Source organism: Streptomyces sp. NPDC058683 (assembly GCF_042716195.1).
In the GTDB taxonomy this organism is placed as follows: Bacteria; Actinomycetota; Actinomycetes; order Streptomycetales; family Streptomycetaceae; genus Streptomyces.
Window position 1 is genome coordinate 45,146 of sequence record NZ_JBHXSK010000066.1, and the last position, 13,693, is coordinate 58,838.

The window sequence follows — 13,693 nt, forward strand, 5'->3', positions numbered from 1 at the left end:
CTCCCCAGTCCCTTGCCAGACAGTAACCGCGAGTCCATCCTCACCGGCGCCGCCGCCGGCGGAGAACAGCCCTGGAAGTACTACGACCTGGGCGAGGGCTGCTGCAGCTACGACTTCTTCGCCAAGTGCCCCCACCGACTGGCCTGCGCACGCTGCCCGTTCTACGTCCCCAAAGAGTCCACCCGCGGCCAGCTCCTCAAGGTCAAGGGCGGTATCGAGCAGATGCTCGAACAGCTCGACCTGACCGACGACGAACGTGAAGCCCTCGAAGGCGACCGCGACGCCGTCACGGCCCTCGCACAACGACTCGCCGACATTCCAACCCCGGCTGGCCCTACGCCCACGGAACGGGGGGCCGACGCCGCTTTCATCCCGCTCACCGAGCTCATGGGCACGGCCAGCCGACGCATGAGCACCGGCACAGAAGACACAGAAATACCAAAAAAAGGGCGCGGGACGATGCAGGGAAAGCAGTCCAACAAATAACGCCGCCCAACCGGAAGCACAGCTAACGGTGCATAACTTCCTGCCCAGCCGAAGCGTGGCGGAGATCCCGGATCAGCACATGTCCGGAGCCGGCAGGCGCTGAGCAGTGCGGGCCATGCAGGTCGAGGTTCTCAAGATCCGTGGGGAGGACAAAGTCCGGACCGACATGCGTCGGGTCGAAAGCGAAGGCCACCTTCGTGCCGCTGCCTTCCGGCGAATCGAATTCCTGGGGACCAGAGAGTGGGCGAGTACCAACGAGGTCCTGGCCAAAGCCACGTCCTGCGGACCACATCTCGACCGTGACCCGCTCAGACAGCGCCGCCGCGGCTGCCAACAGCCACCACTCAGGACCCAAGAGAGAGTCGAAGTAACCCAGGGCGGGAGTATCCGAGCCGTCCCAAGCATGAGGCTGGTCCATAACCATGGTGAAGCTGAGATCACCAGTGATCTCAACGACAGCGCGCAGCGTGTGCTCCGCAGCAACCCTTGTTGCCGGATGAAGCGCGTGGCGCGCCACGGCACACAGCACGTGGGTCGGCAGCCTCGAATCTCCACGAGCCACCCCGAAGTACATGCCCACCCGCTTGCGCACTGCGTCGTCGAACTCCAGAACCTTGATGTCAGCCGCGTCGTATGGGTGCTCCCTCACGACCACACGCTACCGATCTGGCTGCCTGAACTGAAGGGGCAAGAGACGTCCCTTGCCTGCACCTGAGGCGTCTCCTACCTGCTGCTCTTCATCGCCCATCACCAAGGTCCATCGTCCTCCAATCGAAAGGTCACAGCCCTGTCTCAATTCTCAATAACTTGCCCCTTTCACGGAAACGCACAGTGGCGCCATATCCGGGATACCAGCCCGGAGGAATGGGCGGATGCCGTCGCTTTCGACGCGGCGATCCGCCAGGGCAACGCCCGCGCGAACGCTTCCGGGAACAGGCTGCTCGGGCAGGCGTTCCTGCACCGCTCCCGTGTCCCGCTCGACCACGCACCCATCGACCACGTCACCGCCGCCGAGTGGGCCGCCCGCCGGCAGGAACTCGACGACCAGGCAGCCGTCGTGGAGGAGCTGGAGCACAGAGTGGTCGACGGCTGCTCCCCCTGGGCCTGTCGCGGAGCCGAAACAGAGCCGGTGCAGGACGACTTCGGGCTCGCCACGTGAGACGGATCGTCCTCGACCTGTTCGCCGGCCCCGGCGGCTGGGGCCACGCCCTCACCGTCCTCGGCGCGCGCGACGTGGGCCTGGAATGGGATGAGTGGGCCTGCAAGACCCGGACCGCGGCTGGTCAGTTGACGATCCGCACCGATGTCGCCGCCTACCCGGTGGGGGTCTTCTCGGGACGGGTGATCGGGCTGATCGCCTCCCCTCCGTGCCAGGCATGGTCGATGGCCGGCAAGCGGCTCGGGCTCGTCGACCAGCCGCTCGTCCACCAGGCCGTCGCCGACCTCGCCGCCGGACGCGACACACGTGAACGACTCCTTACGGCCTGCGCGGACGCTCGCTCGCTGCTGGCCGCCGAGCCGATGCGCTACCTGTACGCCCTCAACGCCGTGGGTGAGCCCGAGTGGGTGGTGATGGAAGAGGTCCCCGACGTCCTGCCCCTGTGGAAGCAGTACGCGGCCGTCCTGCGCGGGTGGGGGTTCTCCGTCTGGTGCGGGATCCTCAACGCCGCCGACTTCGGCGTCCCCCAGACCAGGAGGCGGGCGATCCTGCTGGCCTCCCGGATTCGTACGGCGCAGCCTCCCACGCCCACGCATTCTCAAGTCGCCGAGCCGGAGTCGCTGTTCGGGCCGGGCCGCGCCCGTTGGGTCAGCATGGCCGAGGCCCTGGGGTGGGGCGCGACCGACCGGCCCGTTCCTACCGTCTGCGCCGGCGGCGGGCCCGGCGGCGGACCCGAGCCGTTCCCGTCGGGCTCCCGCAAGACGCTCTCCGAGGCCCGGGAGCGCGGCACCTGGATGCCCCGGCCGGTGATCCTGCAGTCCCGTCGAGAAGGCGCCGGATGGGCGGCCCGGCACGGCACCCGCCAGAACCGGGCTGCCGGCCTTCCGGCGACTGCGTTCACGGCCCAGGCCCACGGCTGGTCCTGGTCCCTGCGCAGCAACAACCAGGCCAACGCCACCGTCCGTCCGCTGTCCGAGCCGGCAGGCACGCTGTTCTTCGGGCACCGGGCCAACGAGTGCACCTGGGTTGCCGAAGCTACTTCGCCTCCGACCAAGGACACGGACGCACTGGCGGTGCCGGAGCCGATCCGGATCACCGCCCGCGAGGCCGGCCTCCTGCAGACCTTCCCCGCCGACTACCCCTGGGCGGGCAACAAGGGCCAGCAGTTCTCGCAGATCGGCAACGCCGTACCGCCGCTGCTCGCCAGCCACCTCCTCGCCCCGCACCTCGGCGCCCGCCTCAACCCCGACGACTTCACTCTCGCCGCCTGATGTCCCACACCCCCGAACCCGACGAAGACGACCTCTACACCAGCGCACGGCCGCAGCCGGTGTTCCACGTCGAGCAGGCCCTCCTCGGGGCCCTCCTCCTCGATCCGCACCGTCTCGGCGACGTGACCGGCATCGCCGCCGACTCCTTCTCCACCGCCGCGCACGCCGCCGTGTTCGCCGCGATCAGCACCCTGCAGCCGCCCGACCCGGCCGAGCACGCGACGAACACCACGTGGCTCGCGCGTGTGCTCGCCAGAACACGCGAGCAGGCACGCGGACTGACCGCCTCCGACCTGCACGCCTTCGTCCAGGTCTGCCCTTGGCCCCGCCACGCAGCGGCTTACGCACGGATGGTCGAGGCCGAACACGCCCGCCGCCGCCTGCAGGCCGCCGCCGAACGCCTCGTCCAGACCATCCACAATGCCTCCCTCCCGCACCCTGTCCAGACGGTGCTCGCCGAGGCCGGCGCGCTCGCCGCGGTCGTGGACGACATCGCAGCCCGCTTCCCGCCCCGCTCAGGCGTGCTGCCCCGGGCCGGGGCACCTTCGCCGCCCGTTCCGGCCGAGTGCACGGAGGCGGTGGAGGAAGAGCAGCTGCTGCTCGCGACCGCTACCGCCTACCCCGCCGACATCGAGTCCGTCCGGTGGCTGCTCCCGGACGACTTCACCCTGCCCTTGCACGTCGGCCTGTGGCAGTGCCTGACCGCCCTGGCCCGCCGCCGCGAGCCCATCGACCCGGTCACGGTCCTGTGGGAAGCCCAGCAGCGCGGCCTGCTCGACGACGCAAGCAACCCCGGCGAGGTGCTCCGCATGCTGGCCGAACCGGCTGGTTCCGTGGAGCACTGGGGCGAGCGCGCCCTGCAGCGCTCTCTCCTGGCTGTCGCCGAGCACACCGGCCGACGCATCGAGGCATACGCCGGCGACCCGGCGAACACCCCGTTCCAGCTCGTCGTCGGCGCCCGCCGCTCCCTCGCCGACATCTCCGCCGTCCGCACCCGCTGGCAGCACGCCACCGCAGCCACCCCGCCACAGCGGCAGCAACCCGCGCCCACCACCCGCGCCGGCCCGCCGACCACCACGGTCGCGCACGCCGCCCGGTCCACACGAGCAACCCGATAGCTCCCGAGTACGCCGGTGGCCGGACCCGAAGGCACGGCCACCGACAGAACAGACGAGACCCCCACGTGACTCCCGCCATCGACGCCCACGTCCGCCTCGACACCCACCCCACTCACCCGAGCGCCGTGCAGGCCCTCCTGACCGGCAGCCAAGCCCACGTCGCCGCCGTGGCTCTGCAGGCTGCCGACTGGAGCGTCGCCGCCACCAACGTCCTGGTCCTGGCCCGCATCGATCACGAGGAGCCCTACTGGGCCGACGACGCAGCCAAGCACCTGACCGCCGAAGGCATCACCGTCGAGATCACTCCGCGGCTCCAGGAAGCCATCGACGAGGAATGGACCTGGCCGGACTACCCGATGCCGTGGTGCACCCGCAGCGAAATCCGCGAGATCTCCAACCAGGCGCAGAAAATCCACGACGACATCCGCCACGGCTACCTCCTCGTACACGCACACGCCCACGACGGCCACACCACCGTCGCGGTCGGCACCTACCTCCACCCGGGCGGCAAGTCCGTCTACCTGCACGGCGAGGACCACCTGCGTCAGGTCGCCGACACCTTCGACTCACCCGCCCAGGCGCTGGCGGTCTTCGAGAAGGTCCACGCGGCCGAGATGCGCCCCGGACCGGCACCCCTGACCGACACCGAGCACGCCGCCATCGCAGCGCGCTCCGTCTTCGACGTCACCACGGCCAAATCCCAACCCTCGCTGACGGAGCCGGAGACCGTCCCCGTCTACCTGGCCGATGCCGGCGACCACGACGCGCTCCTCGACGCGTTCCTCGACTGCCACGGCGACTGGGAGAAGTGGCGCACCTGGTCCGACCACACCACCCACGCCATCCACGAGGACCAGACCCTTCGGATCGAGCGGGTGCACGAAGCCGGCCCCCGCGACACCGCCTGGACCGTGGCCGCCTACGAGACACCCGTGTCCGAGCGCATGTGGCATCTCACCGCGACCGGAACCACACCCGAACCCGTACTCCAGACCCTGCTCACCCATCTCGCCGACGGCGACGCCTCGGACACCGCCCTCGGCAGCCCCATCACCGACAAGACCGTCACCGCCGCCACCAAACCCCTCACGGACGCCGGCTGGACGCATACCGTCGACGGACGCTGGATCCGGTGGACGAATCCCTCCGAGGACGCCGGAGTATAGTTCGACGCCTTCGCCGCCCAGAACCCCAACAGCCCCCTCGACACCTGGACCATCTGGGCCGGCAGCGACGTCAACAACACCACTTGGGCCATCCGGGCCTCCGTCTACACCCCGGCCGCTCTCCTCGCTGACCTCGCCGAGGAACTCACCCACGGAACCGGCACACGCCAGGTCCGGCCAGGCCGCGAGCACATGACCCGTCTCGCCACCAGTGCGCCGGCGACTCCGGCGGTCACGACCGGCCATCCCGCCAGCCGATCACGCTGATCATCGGCTCGCACGAGCGGGGCAACATAGCCTGGGATCGCCGGTTGGCCAAACCGGCGATCCCGCGGACCATAGATAGTCCACCGCCATCACCTGCCCGGACGCCGAAAGGAACCGCCCACAACCGACACGACTCGAAGCGCAATCCGCCAGGTGCCGTGCAGCGGTAGCCGTTCACGCCGCCGCGTAGCTCGCCCGGAACAGATCCTGCGCACGCTCCACGTCCCTCAGCGTACGGAGCTGGACCTCCAGGTCGCCCGTCCCGTGGTGACCCAGACCGGACACGTCCCGGGTAAAACCCGGAACGAGGTCGACGTCCTTCGGGTCGACCTTCAGGTAGACCAGCAGCTTGCTGCGCTGCGGCGGGCACATGCAGGCGAAGTTCCGCAGCCGCTGATACGCCCGGTAGGTCTTGCGCTCCACGCGGTTCACGCCGTCCCCGAGCCCGAGCAGAACCTCGTCGACCGCGCCCGCCAACTCCGTCATCGCCGCGCCCTGGACGTCGGCCGCTGCCCGGGCAACTGGCTGGCGCCGTGCCCGGCGGGCCACCTTCATGCCGCCGCTCACGGAGGCCACGGTCTCAAGCCCGAGCAGGTCGCTGCCGAAAAGTCGGTAGCGGACCAGGTCGATTGAGCGCCGGTGCTCGCGCACGGCATGCACGTCGTAGCGGGTGAAATCGCCGGCAATGCAGATCAGGCGCGGACCGCTCCACAGGACCTGGGACGCGGCCGTCACCCCGAGCCGGTCGCGGACCAGGTGCTCGAACTCTGCCCGGTGGTCCATCAGCCAGGCCAGGTAGAACAGGCCCTGGTTGATGACGCCCGCGTCGACACCCCGCTTGTACTCGACGATGACCGGCGATCCGTTCTCATCCAGGCCGAGCGAGTCGATCCGGCCCCCGTGTACGGGTCCAGTGCTGTACTCGCTCGCCAGGAACCGCACGCCCAGCAGCGTCTCCATGTGCGCCTCGACGATGCCCTGCACATCGGCCTCGACCTCAGCAAGACGCGGCGTGACCTCGGTCACGCCGCGTCTCGTTGTGTGCGTACGAAACAACTTCAAGCTGACCACCCCCCGTTTCCGCGTAGGGGATCGACAACGTCGAGCGGGCCAAGATTTGTTTCCGCAACGGCCGCCAAGCCTGCGAAGAACGTGTGCCGAACGGTCGCGCGGTGGGTCAATGAACCGTCGCAGAGACACAGCACCCCCGCATGCCAGCGGGCCACACAGACATCCAGCACGAATCCAGCACGGTAAAAATCAAGGGGCCTGCCCCCGAAGAGCCAGACCCCATTTGAACTGCACGCGCGCCAGATCAGCGACGTGACGCTTAGTGACGGGCTAGATATTGAACCGGAACTCGCTCACATCCCCAGCCCCGCACCACGGGCTGGTCGGCCTCCATGCGAGCCTTCTCATAAGCGAGACGGCCCCTCTGGCGCGAACGCTCGCAGGGGCCGAGCCGATGGTTGGTCGCATGACCAACGCATGACCAACGCGTGACCAACAGCGGTCAGGAACAGCCAGAAACACCCAGATGAGGCCCGATCCAGGCGGTAGACGTAGCCCTGCACCGGAACAGCAAAGTGCCTGCTCAGAGGCATATTGGAGCTCGATGCGGCCAGGGGTGGCGGCCCCCGCCAGTTTGCCCCCGAGCGGGACGTCGCAACGTGCGGATGACTCCCGCGTCGACGGGAAACACAAGGCGGTCAAGATCGCTTCACGCATGGGCATCGGTCCACCCCCGCGCCCGCGGGGATGTTCCCGACCGGCTGCGGGATCCGTTCCTCGCCTACCGCTGCTCCCCGCACCCGCGGGGATGATCCCAACCTTGCTCAGCAAATCGCCGTGCTCATCCAGCTTCTCTCCGTAGCCCGGCGGGGAGGGAATGGCCGCTACCGGGGCCTCTGAACGGACGAGTTCTTGTGGCGTCTAGCTGAGGCGAAGGATCTCTCCCTCGGCCCCGACCGGCGACCCGCGCGGTGCTGTTCGCGTCCACCTCGTGGCGGGCTGAGCATCCACGCTCCGCCGCTCTCGTGACTGCTGGAGGCACGACAGCCTCCTGGGTGATGACAAGAAGGTGTCATCGTGCGTGATGACTACGTCAGCGGGGTGCGGTGCGGCCGTAGCGGTCCCACTTACCGGCGTGAACATCAGCGCGGCGACCGGATCGGCCGACGTGCCCGGTTGTACCACCACAGGGCGACTGCGTGGCGTTCGATGAGTTCCATGAAGCCCTGGAGGACGGCGTCCTCCACACTGCCGCCCGCGGCGTTGCCGTTTGAATCGGCGCGCAGTCCGTCCCTGTCGGCGTCCCTCGGGTCGAAGTAGAGCAGGGAGGTGGGCAGCAGCCGCTGCCGGCCGGCGGTGAGCGACCAGACCGGGGTCTACTCGCCGGGCCGGTTCTCGTCGAAGGGCGCGGACGCACGGTCTCCGTCCGAGCCCGCATCTAAATGTGACGCTGCCTTCCAGGTGGCTGGCCCGACGAAGACCGGCCCGGCGGGGGTTCGGACGCCGTATGCCGGAGGCGGTTATTCCGCCTCTCGCGCCCCTCGCGCTATCGCCGCGACGTCCGGCAACACCCACCCGGGGAGGAACCCACCGGGAGGTAAAGGGTAATCCCCCTAGATCAAACACCCCCCGAGATGTCGCACTTGTCACCACCTGTTGACATTGGGGGTTGATCGCCAATTGTCGCCTTGCTGCCATGCAGTTAGGTGAGGCCTCCCTCCCGTCGCCACGATGCCCTCTGACGGCACACGCTGTTCTGCGTTCCTACATGGCGGTCGCCCCCCAGCAGACCGCCCGAGATACAGGAGAACGTGGCATGAAGCGTCTGTTTCGCACACAGCGTGTCCGGGTCTGTGCGACAGTCACCGCCCTGATCGCCGTTGCCCTGCTGGTTTCCACCCAGTCCAACGAGTCCGAGCGGTCGCAGCGGACCACCAGTGAGGCAGTCTGCGTCAGCACTCCGGAGTTTCCCGCTTGCGACGACACCTCCTGGGGCGGCTGACCCGCATCCGCAATCGCCCGGGTGACCAACTGAACTCACGCACATGAGGAGTCGAGACATGACAGGACCGCAGGCAGCGCCACCCCCACTCACTTCCCGCGAACGGCAAGTCCTGGCCCTTCTCTCGGAAGGTGCTACGGACTGGGCCATCGCCCATAAGCTCGGTATCAGTCGCCATACCGTCGACACCTATCTGCGCCGCATACGGGGCAAGACAGGAACGGCGAACCGGACGCAGCTCGTTGTCCTGGCGCTGCAGGAGGGCTACCTCGACTGACGGCCCTGCGCACGGTCGGCGCTCCCTCGCTGGTCAAGAGGGAGTGTCGGCCGGCGCACGGCCATGGATCGGGCCGCCGGGAGGGGCAGTGCCGGCGCTTCCGTTTCAGGCGTCGAGAGTCAGTTCGAGCAGCAGAGCGGAGCTGTGCTGCCCGGTCACCGAACAGCTGAATTGCGCAGGCGCGTAGAGGACCTGACCCGCCAGCAGCCGGTGATGGAACTCCGTGACTTCGGCGGGCCAGTCGGCGCCGAGAGGCTGGAGCCGTACCTCCACAACGCCCTTCACCATGACGACGAAGGTATCGGCCGTAATGTGCTGATCTTCCTCGACGTGCCCGGCCTCCACGGTGCGGAGGCCGACCTGGACCTGCCGGTCAAGCAGCTCGCCGAGCCGACGTCCGACGGCGGAGGCGGAGCCGTCCCGGGACGGCTCCGCCCGACCGTGCGAGGCCGTGACGGCCTGGAGCACCAGGCTTTCGCCCCTCGGCCAGACGACGGCGGCACTTCGGCTGCGGTGCGTGGCGAAGGACATCGCAATGTCGGTCAGGAATCTGTCCAGTTCGTCCTGGAAGGACGAAGCCGCGGCCATGCGTGTCTCCTTGACTCTTCAGCTCACGCAGACATGTTTTCGAAAGCCGGAGAAAGGCGCTGCTCCGTCGAAGCGTTGTCGCGGGAGGGGGCGTCCTCGATGTGTTGCGGTCCCACCGGCACCCGAGGAGAGACACTACGACAGCAGATCCACCGGAAGGGCTGCGGCTCCGACCGCCGTGGCGGAGGTCGGAGCGAGGACAGCCCCGAGCGGACGAAACGGTGGCGCCGACGTGAAGAGTTCTCCTTGCGGGATACCTCCGGGGAAAGCCGTGCGGGCCCTTGATGCCGTGCGACACGGAACGTGGTTCCGCCCGGTCGCGAGGGACCTTGGGCACGAACCGTCGTGCCCGTGGTGACTTTCCTGCACCCCGGGCACGATCCGCAAGTCACGTTTCCGTGGTCCCGGGGGCCGCTAGGGGGCGCGTCAGCTGCGCCTTGGCAGCGAGTACTCCCGCCTGGAAGCGGCTGTCCGCACCGAGACTCTCCATGATGTCGGCGATGTGACGACGTGCCGTGCGGAGCGACATCCCCAGCCGGCGGGCGATGGACTCGTCCTTCAGGCCCGCTGCCAGCAGGTCCACGATCGTGTGGTGGATCTCCTTGGCCACCCGTTCGAGGCCGTCCTGAGCCGCGTCAGAGAAGGGAGTGGCGCGGACCCAGGTCTGCTCGAATATGTCGTAGAGGTAGCCGACAATGGTTGGTTCTCGGATGACGACCGCGCCCCAACTCCCGCTCTTCTCGGGGAGGAAGGCGAGCTTTCGATCAAAGATGATCAAGCGGCCGAACAGCTCGTGCGCGGTGCGGTACTCCGCGCCCAGGCCTGTCGCCGCAGCCACATAAGCCTGGCTCGGCCCGTTGAACCGCGCGGTGTGGTGATACAACGTCCGCATCCGCAGCCCGCGGGACAGGAGGTCCTGATCACGCTTCAGGGCTTCCTGCATCGCTTCCGGGAGGCGACTGTTGCCTCCGGGCTGACTGCTGATCACCTCGTTCTCGCATTCGGCGGAAGCCCGGTTCAGCGCCGCCCTCACCTCCTCCAGCGTCGGTATCACCTCGACCGCGGAATCACGGACGCCGGGGCGGTGCGCGAGGAAACGCTCGCGCAGTCGACCGATGTCGTCCTGGACGCGGTCCAGTTGTTCCTTCTGCTGGCGGATGGAGTCGCGCAGACCAGCGGTTAGCCTGGTGGCCACGGCGTCGGGATCCACTGCTCTCCATGTGCCGGGTTCCGACGGATCGGCCCGCACAAGCCCGAGACTGTCGAGCCGGCTCAGTGCCGCGGCGGCCCGGGGGGCGGAAAGGCCGAGTTCGGAGGCCGCGTGACGCTGGCCTCCACTCCCGCCGTCGAGAACCCATCCGTAGAGCAGGATGTCGTCCTCGTCGAGGGAAGGATGCTGCGGCGCCGTTGTTGGCGAGTCGTCCATTCGATCAGTATCCGCATATGTGAGCGAGATCCGGAGGTGTCCCCGTTGGCCGGGGCGACTCACGGTGAATGTTTTTCCCAGGCGTAACACGGTGTGTCGGAAGCGCACACTCTCGCATGTGATCCAGCGCCATACGCCGGCTGCCGCCACCGCGTCCCGCGAGGTGGCGTAGACGATCACGCGCTTCGCCTTTCGGTACTCGGCTTGCGACGATCTCTCCGCCGACGCGGCACGCGAAGTGGCCCGGTGAGCCACCGGGGGTGCCTCAGCCGGTCGAAGTACCGGGCGTGACCCGCGGGTTCCGGTCAGTCGACCGGCTACGCCACCCGGCGGGACGCCATCGCTGCGCCGCCCGTCTGCTCCCTTTGTCGGTGTGACGCCTTGCTGCGTGGCAGCTTGGTGACGGACGCGGTGGATGGGATTTCCGCTCGGTGACAGGCAGTCTGTCCCCGGCTTCTTCTTCCGGCCCGGCCCGACACTGCTCGGACGGGTTCGGACCGACACACGTTCAGCGAGGACATCCATGCCGCATGACCCGGGCAGCAGCCCCGTCGAACCCTTCCGACGTCCAACTCGGTCTGGGACGCCCCGGCGCGGCGCGCCTGGGCAACCGGAGCCGCCCGCGTCCGGCGTACCGGACACGGGACGCCTCGGGCTGAGTGGTCCTGCACAGGCCCGGCGCACCGCCCTGCTGCTCCCCACGGACCTGCCCTTTCCCGCATGGCTGAGGATCGGCGAGCAACTGCACGCCGTCGCGGACTCTTCCGCCTGGTGGGCCGGGGACTGGCTGGTCTACGGCAGCAAGGTGTTCCCCGACCGCTATCGCAGGGCGATCGAACGGACCGCGTTGGACTATCAGACGCTCCGTAACTACGCCTGGGTGGCCCGGAAGGTCGACGTCGCCCGCAGACGGCACGACCTCAGCTTCCAGCATCATCAGGAGGTGGCCGCGCTGACGCCCGAGGAACAGGATCACTGGCTCGGGGAAGCGGCTGGGCACGGCTGGTCGAAGGCCGAACTGCGCAGGCGGATGCGCGCGGAGAGGGCCGTCGACACCATGTCGGGCGGCGGGCCCAAGACTCGGCTGCACCTTGAGGTCGAGGGACACCGCTGGGTGAGGTGGCAGCGCGCGGCCGACTGTGAGGGCGGTGACGTCGCCGCCTGGCTCTGCGGCCTCGCCGACCGGGCCGCATTGGGCGAGGCGGTCTGAACCAGTCCCACCGGGACATGCCTCGGGGGCTGTCGGGGCGCCGGCCCGGCGCGACGTCTCGTGGCATGTCACCGGAGGGAGATGGTCCGGCGCATTCCCGCGTCACCTCACACGGAGCACCGGCACGAAGCCCCGAGTGCCGTACGCGGCACAGGTCCGGTCACCGTGTCGGGGCCCGACGAACCAGTCGGAGAACGCGGTCCACGCGGTCCCGAAAACCCGGGACTGGAATCCGCCGCAGGTGCGGGAGAGCCTTCACGAAAGGCTCTTACCCGTCCAGGAGGCTTCGCGTGAACAGCCCCACACTCGCCCGGTGGGTTGGTGACCCCGACGTATTCATGGCGTCCTACTGGCGCAGGGAGCCGGCGGTATTCCGGTGGGAGGGCGGCGCCTTCACCCCCTTCACGCTCGCCGATGCCGACGCGGCACTCGCCGACGGGCTGCTGCGCGCGCCCTACATCGAGATGGTCCGCGCCGAGACCTCGCTGGACATCGGCTCCTACACCTCCCCGCGCACCGTCCACCGCACCGTCCATCAGGGTTTCGCCGACGAGGCGAAGATCCGGGCCCTGCTGGAGGACGGCGCCACCCTGTTGCTGCGCTGCATCGACCAGTGGCATGCGCCGACCCGGAGCGTACTGGCCGCGCTGGCTCAGGAGACGGGGCTGGCCGTGGAAGCCTTCTACTTCGTCACCCCGGCCGGGCACCAGGGACTTCCCCTGCACCGCGACGACGCGGACGTGCTGGTCGTACAGGTCGCCGGGAGCAAGGAGTGGAGCGTCCACGAGGGGCCGGCCGACGGGAACTGGAGGCCCGGCCCGACCTCAGCACCCCACCCCGCCGAGGTCCTGCACACCGTCGTGCGCGCCGGCGAAGTCCTCTACATCCCGCGCGGCTGGGCCCATCGGGCTGTCGGCGATGGCGGGCTGTCGGTGCACCTGTCGCTGACCATCAGGGAGGTCGGTGTGGTCGAACTCCTGCGCGCCCTGCAACGGTTGGCCTTCGACGGGTTGACGATGGACCCACTGCCCGTGGACGACGAGACGATCACTGCCGCCGGAAAGCGGTTGCTGGATCACGCCCGCGGCAGGCTGGCCGAACTGACCCCGCGGGATCTGATGGAAGTGGCCCGGCGTGGCCAGCGCGCCAAGATGCCCGGACCGCGGCCGGAGCTGTCCCTGACCGGCCTCGCGGCAGCCCGGAGCGTGTGACCCCAGACTCTGGCAGCAATAAGCCGTGCGAAAACCGTCCAAGGTTTTCGCACGGCTTATTGCTGCCTTTTTTCGCCCCGCGCGGACACCGTCCCGCCGGCGAGACAATGCGCCCCAGAAAAGGGTTCGGAATCCATTCGAGCAGAAGCTATATGTCTGAATTGTGTGCAATATTTGTCCCATTTATTCAAACTTGCCCCCTCTCTGGATTTTCTGATCCCTGGAAAGCATTGAGATGCCGTAAGCGGCGGGATAGTTTTCTTCCAACGGTGATCCCCGGAAAGGGGATGCCGACTCTTGTAGGCCTGCCACCGGGCAGGGGAAAGAAAGGGAAATAAAATGGAGAACACTCAGATCGACATCGCGGCGCTCACCGACGAGGAGCTCGACGACATCGTGGGTGGCACGAACGTGGTCGTCGACTCCTCGTGCATCTGACGCTCAGCCCCTGACGCGTCACCGGCGGCCCCCGCCCTGGCGGATCCCGGGGGGGGGGCGCCG

12 protein-coding genes and 2 pseudogenes are annotated in these 13,693 nt (G+C 68.4%); 8 read left to right on the top strand and 6 right to left on the bottom strand.

Translation table 11 applies throughout. From position 1 onward, the window contains the following. Positions 1-12 precede the first annotated feature (12 nt). On the top strand, positions 13-486 hold the full coding sequence (locus tag ACFWXC_RS46290) for a hypothetical protein (RefSeq protein WP_384489110.1): 474 nt from the start codon (positions 13-15) through the stop codon (positions 484-486). Positions 487-508: 22 nt separating this feature from the next. Here the strand turns inward: ACFWXC_RS46290 and ACFWXC_RS46295 are convergent, their stop codons facing one another. Together ACFWXC_RS46295 and ACFWXC_RS46300 are read right to left on the bottom strand one after the other, a co-directional pair. Then, on the bottom strand, positions 509-1,135 hold the full coding sequence (locus ACFWXC_RS46295; protein WP_384489112.1) for a hypothetical protein: 627 nt from the start codon (positions 1,133-1,135) through the stop codon (positions 509-511). A 150-nt stretch (positions 1,136-1,285) separates the two neighbouring features. Beyond that, positions 1,286-1,561, bottom strand: a complete 276-nt coding sequence (locus ACFWXC_RS46300; protein ID WP_384489114.1) for a hypothetical protein — start codon at positions 1,559-1,561, stop codon at positions 1,286-1,288. Positions 1,562-1,650: 89 nt separating this feature from the next. Between ACFWXC_RS46300 and ACFWXC_RS46305 the strand changes: the two genes are divergently transcribed. The 4 genes and pseudogenes from ACFWXC_RS46305 to ACFWXC_RS46320 all read left to right on the top strand — a co-directional run. Continuing rightward, on the top strand, positions 1,651-2,916 hold the full coding sequence (locus ACFWXC_RS46305) for a DNA cytosine methyltransferase (protein ID WP_384489139.1): 1,266 nt from the start codon (positions 1,651-1,653) through the stop codon (positions 2,914-2,916). Next, on the top strand, positions 2,916-4,034 hold the full coding sequence (locus tag ACFWXC_RS46310) for a DnaB-like helicase N-terminal domain-containing protein (protein ID WP_384489116.1): 1,119 nt from the start codon (positions 2,916-2,918) through the stop codon (positions 4,032-4,034). Before ACFWXC_RS46305 ends, ACFWXC_RS46310 begins: the two co-directional genes overlap by 1 nt. Before the next feature lie 65 nt (positions 4,035-4,099). Further along, the gene (locus ACFWXC_RS46315) at positions 4,100-5,200 is read left to right on the top strand and encodes a DUF317 domain-containing protein (protein ID WP_384489118.1); all 1,101 of its coding nucleotides are present in this window, start codon (positions 4,100-4,102) and stop codon (positions 5,198-5,200) included. A 39-nt stretch (positions 5,201-5,239) separates the two neighbouring features. Further along, positions 5,240-5,467 (top strand): annotated as a pseudogene (locus ACFWXC_RS46320) (DUF317 domain-containing protein); the annotation flags it as partial. A 174-nt stretch (positions 5,468-5,641) separates the two neighbouring features. Here the strand turns inward: ACFWXC_RS46320 and ACFWXC_RS46325 are convergent. Beyond that, positions 5,642-6,538: a DUF5655 domain-containing protein gene (locus tag ACFWXC_RS46325; protein WP_384489120.1), complete on the bottom strand. Its 897-nt coding sequence runs from the start codon at positions 6,536-6,538 to the stop codon at positions 5,642-5,644. 1,100 nt (positions 6,539-7,638) lie between these two features. Then, positions 7,639-7,881 (bottom strand): annotated as a pseudogene (locus ACFWXC_RS46330) (YcaO-like family protein); the annotation flags it as partial. Positions 7,882-8,538: 657 nt separating this feature from the next. On the opposite strand from ACFWXC_RS46330, the gene ACFWXC_RS46335 reads away from it, so the two are divergent. Continuing rightward, positions 8,539-8,757 carry a response regulator transcription factor gene (locus ACFWXC_RS46335; protein WP_384489122.1) on the top strand — a complete coding sequence of 73 codons (219 nt, stop codon included), beginning with the start codon at positions 8,539-8,541 and terminating at the stop codon, positions 8,755-8,757. Positions 8,758-8,862: 105 nt separating this feature from the next. Here the strand turns inward: ACFWXC_RS46335 and ACFWXC_RS46340 are convergent, their stop codons facing one another. Beyond that, positions 8,863-9,345, bottom strand: coding sequence for a hypothetical protein (locus ACFWXC_RS46340; protein WP_384489124.1), 483 nt, complete (start codon positions 9,343-9,345; stop codon positions 8,863-8,865). A gap of 388 nt (positions 9,346-9,733) precedes the next feature. Next, on the bottom strand, positions 9,734-10,771 hold the full coding sequence (locus ACFWXC_RS46345) for a LuxR C-terminal-related transcriptional regulator (RefSeq protein WP_384489126.1): 1,038 nt from the start codon (positions 10,769-10,771) through the stop codon (positions 9,734-9,736). 523 nt (positions 10,772-11,294) lie between these two features. On the opposite strand from ACFWXC_RS46345, the gene ACFWXC_RS46350 reads away from it, so the two are divergent. Beyond that, positions 11,295-11,981, top strand: a complete 687-nt coding sequence (locus ACFWXC_RS46350) for an LmbU family transcriptional regulator (protein ID WP_384489128.1) — start codon at positions 11,295-11,297, stop codon at positions 11,979-11,981. 290 nt (positions 11,982-12,271) lie between these two features. Beyond that, the gene (locus ACFWXC_RS46355; protein ID WP_384489129.1) at positions 12,272-13,192 is read left to right on the top strand and encodes a JmjC domain-containing protein; all 921 of its coding nucleotides are present in this window, start codon (positions 12,272-12,274) and stop codon (positions 13,190-13,192) included. Positions 13,193-13,693: the final 501 nt, after the last annotated feature.

Excerpts from the sequence above, each read along its gene's own strand:
- ACFWXC_RS46340 (WP_384489124.1), bottom strand. The coding sequence starts at position 9,345 with ATGGCCGCGGCTTCGTCCTTCCAGGACGAACTGGACAGATTCCTGACC.
- ACFWXC_RS46310 (WP_384489116.1), top strand. The coding sequence starts at position 2,916 with ATGTCCCACACCCCCGAACCCGACGAAGACGACCTCTACACCAGCGCA.
- ACFWXC_RS46345 (WP_384489126.1), bottom strand. The coding sequence starts at position 10,771 with ATGGACGACTCGCCAACAACGGCGCCGCAGCATCCTTCCCTCGACGAG.
- ACFWXC_RS46335 (WP_384489122.1), top strand. The coding sequence starts at position 8,539 with ATGACAGGACCGCAGGCAGCGCCACCCCCACTCACTTCCCGCGAACGG.
- ACFWXC_RS46350 (WP_384489128.1), top strand. The coding sequence starts at position 11,295 with ATGCCGCATGACCCGGGCAGCAGCCCCGTCGAACCCTTCCGACGTCCA.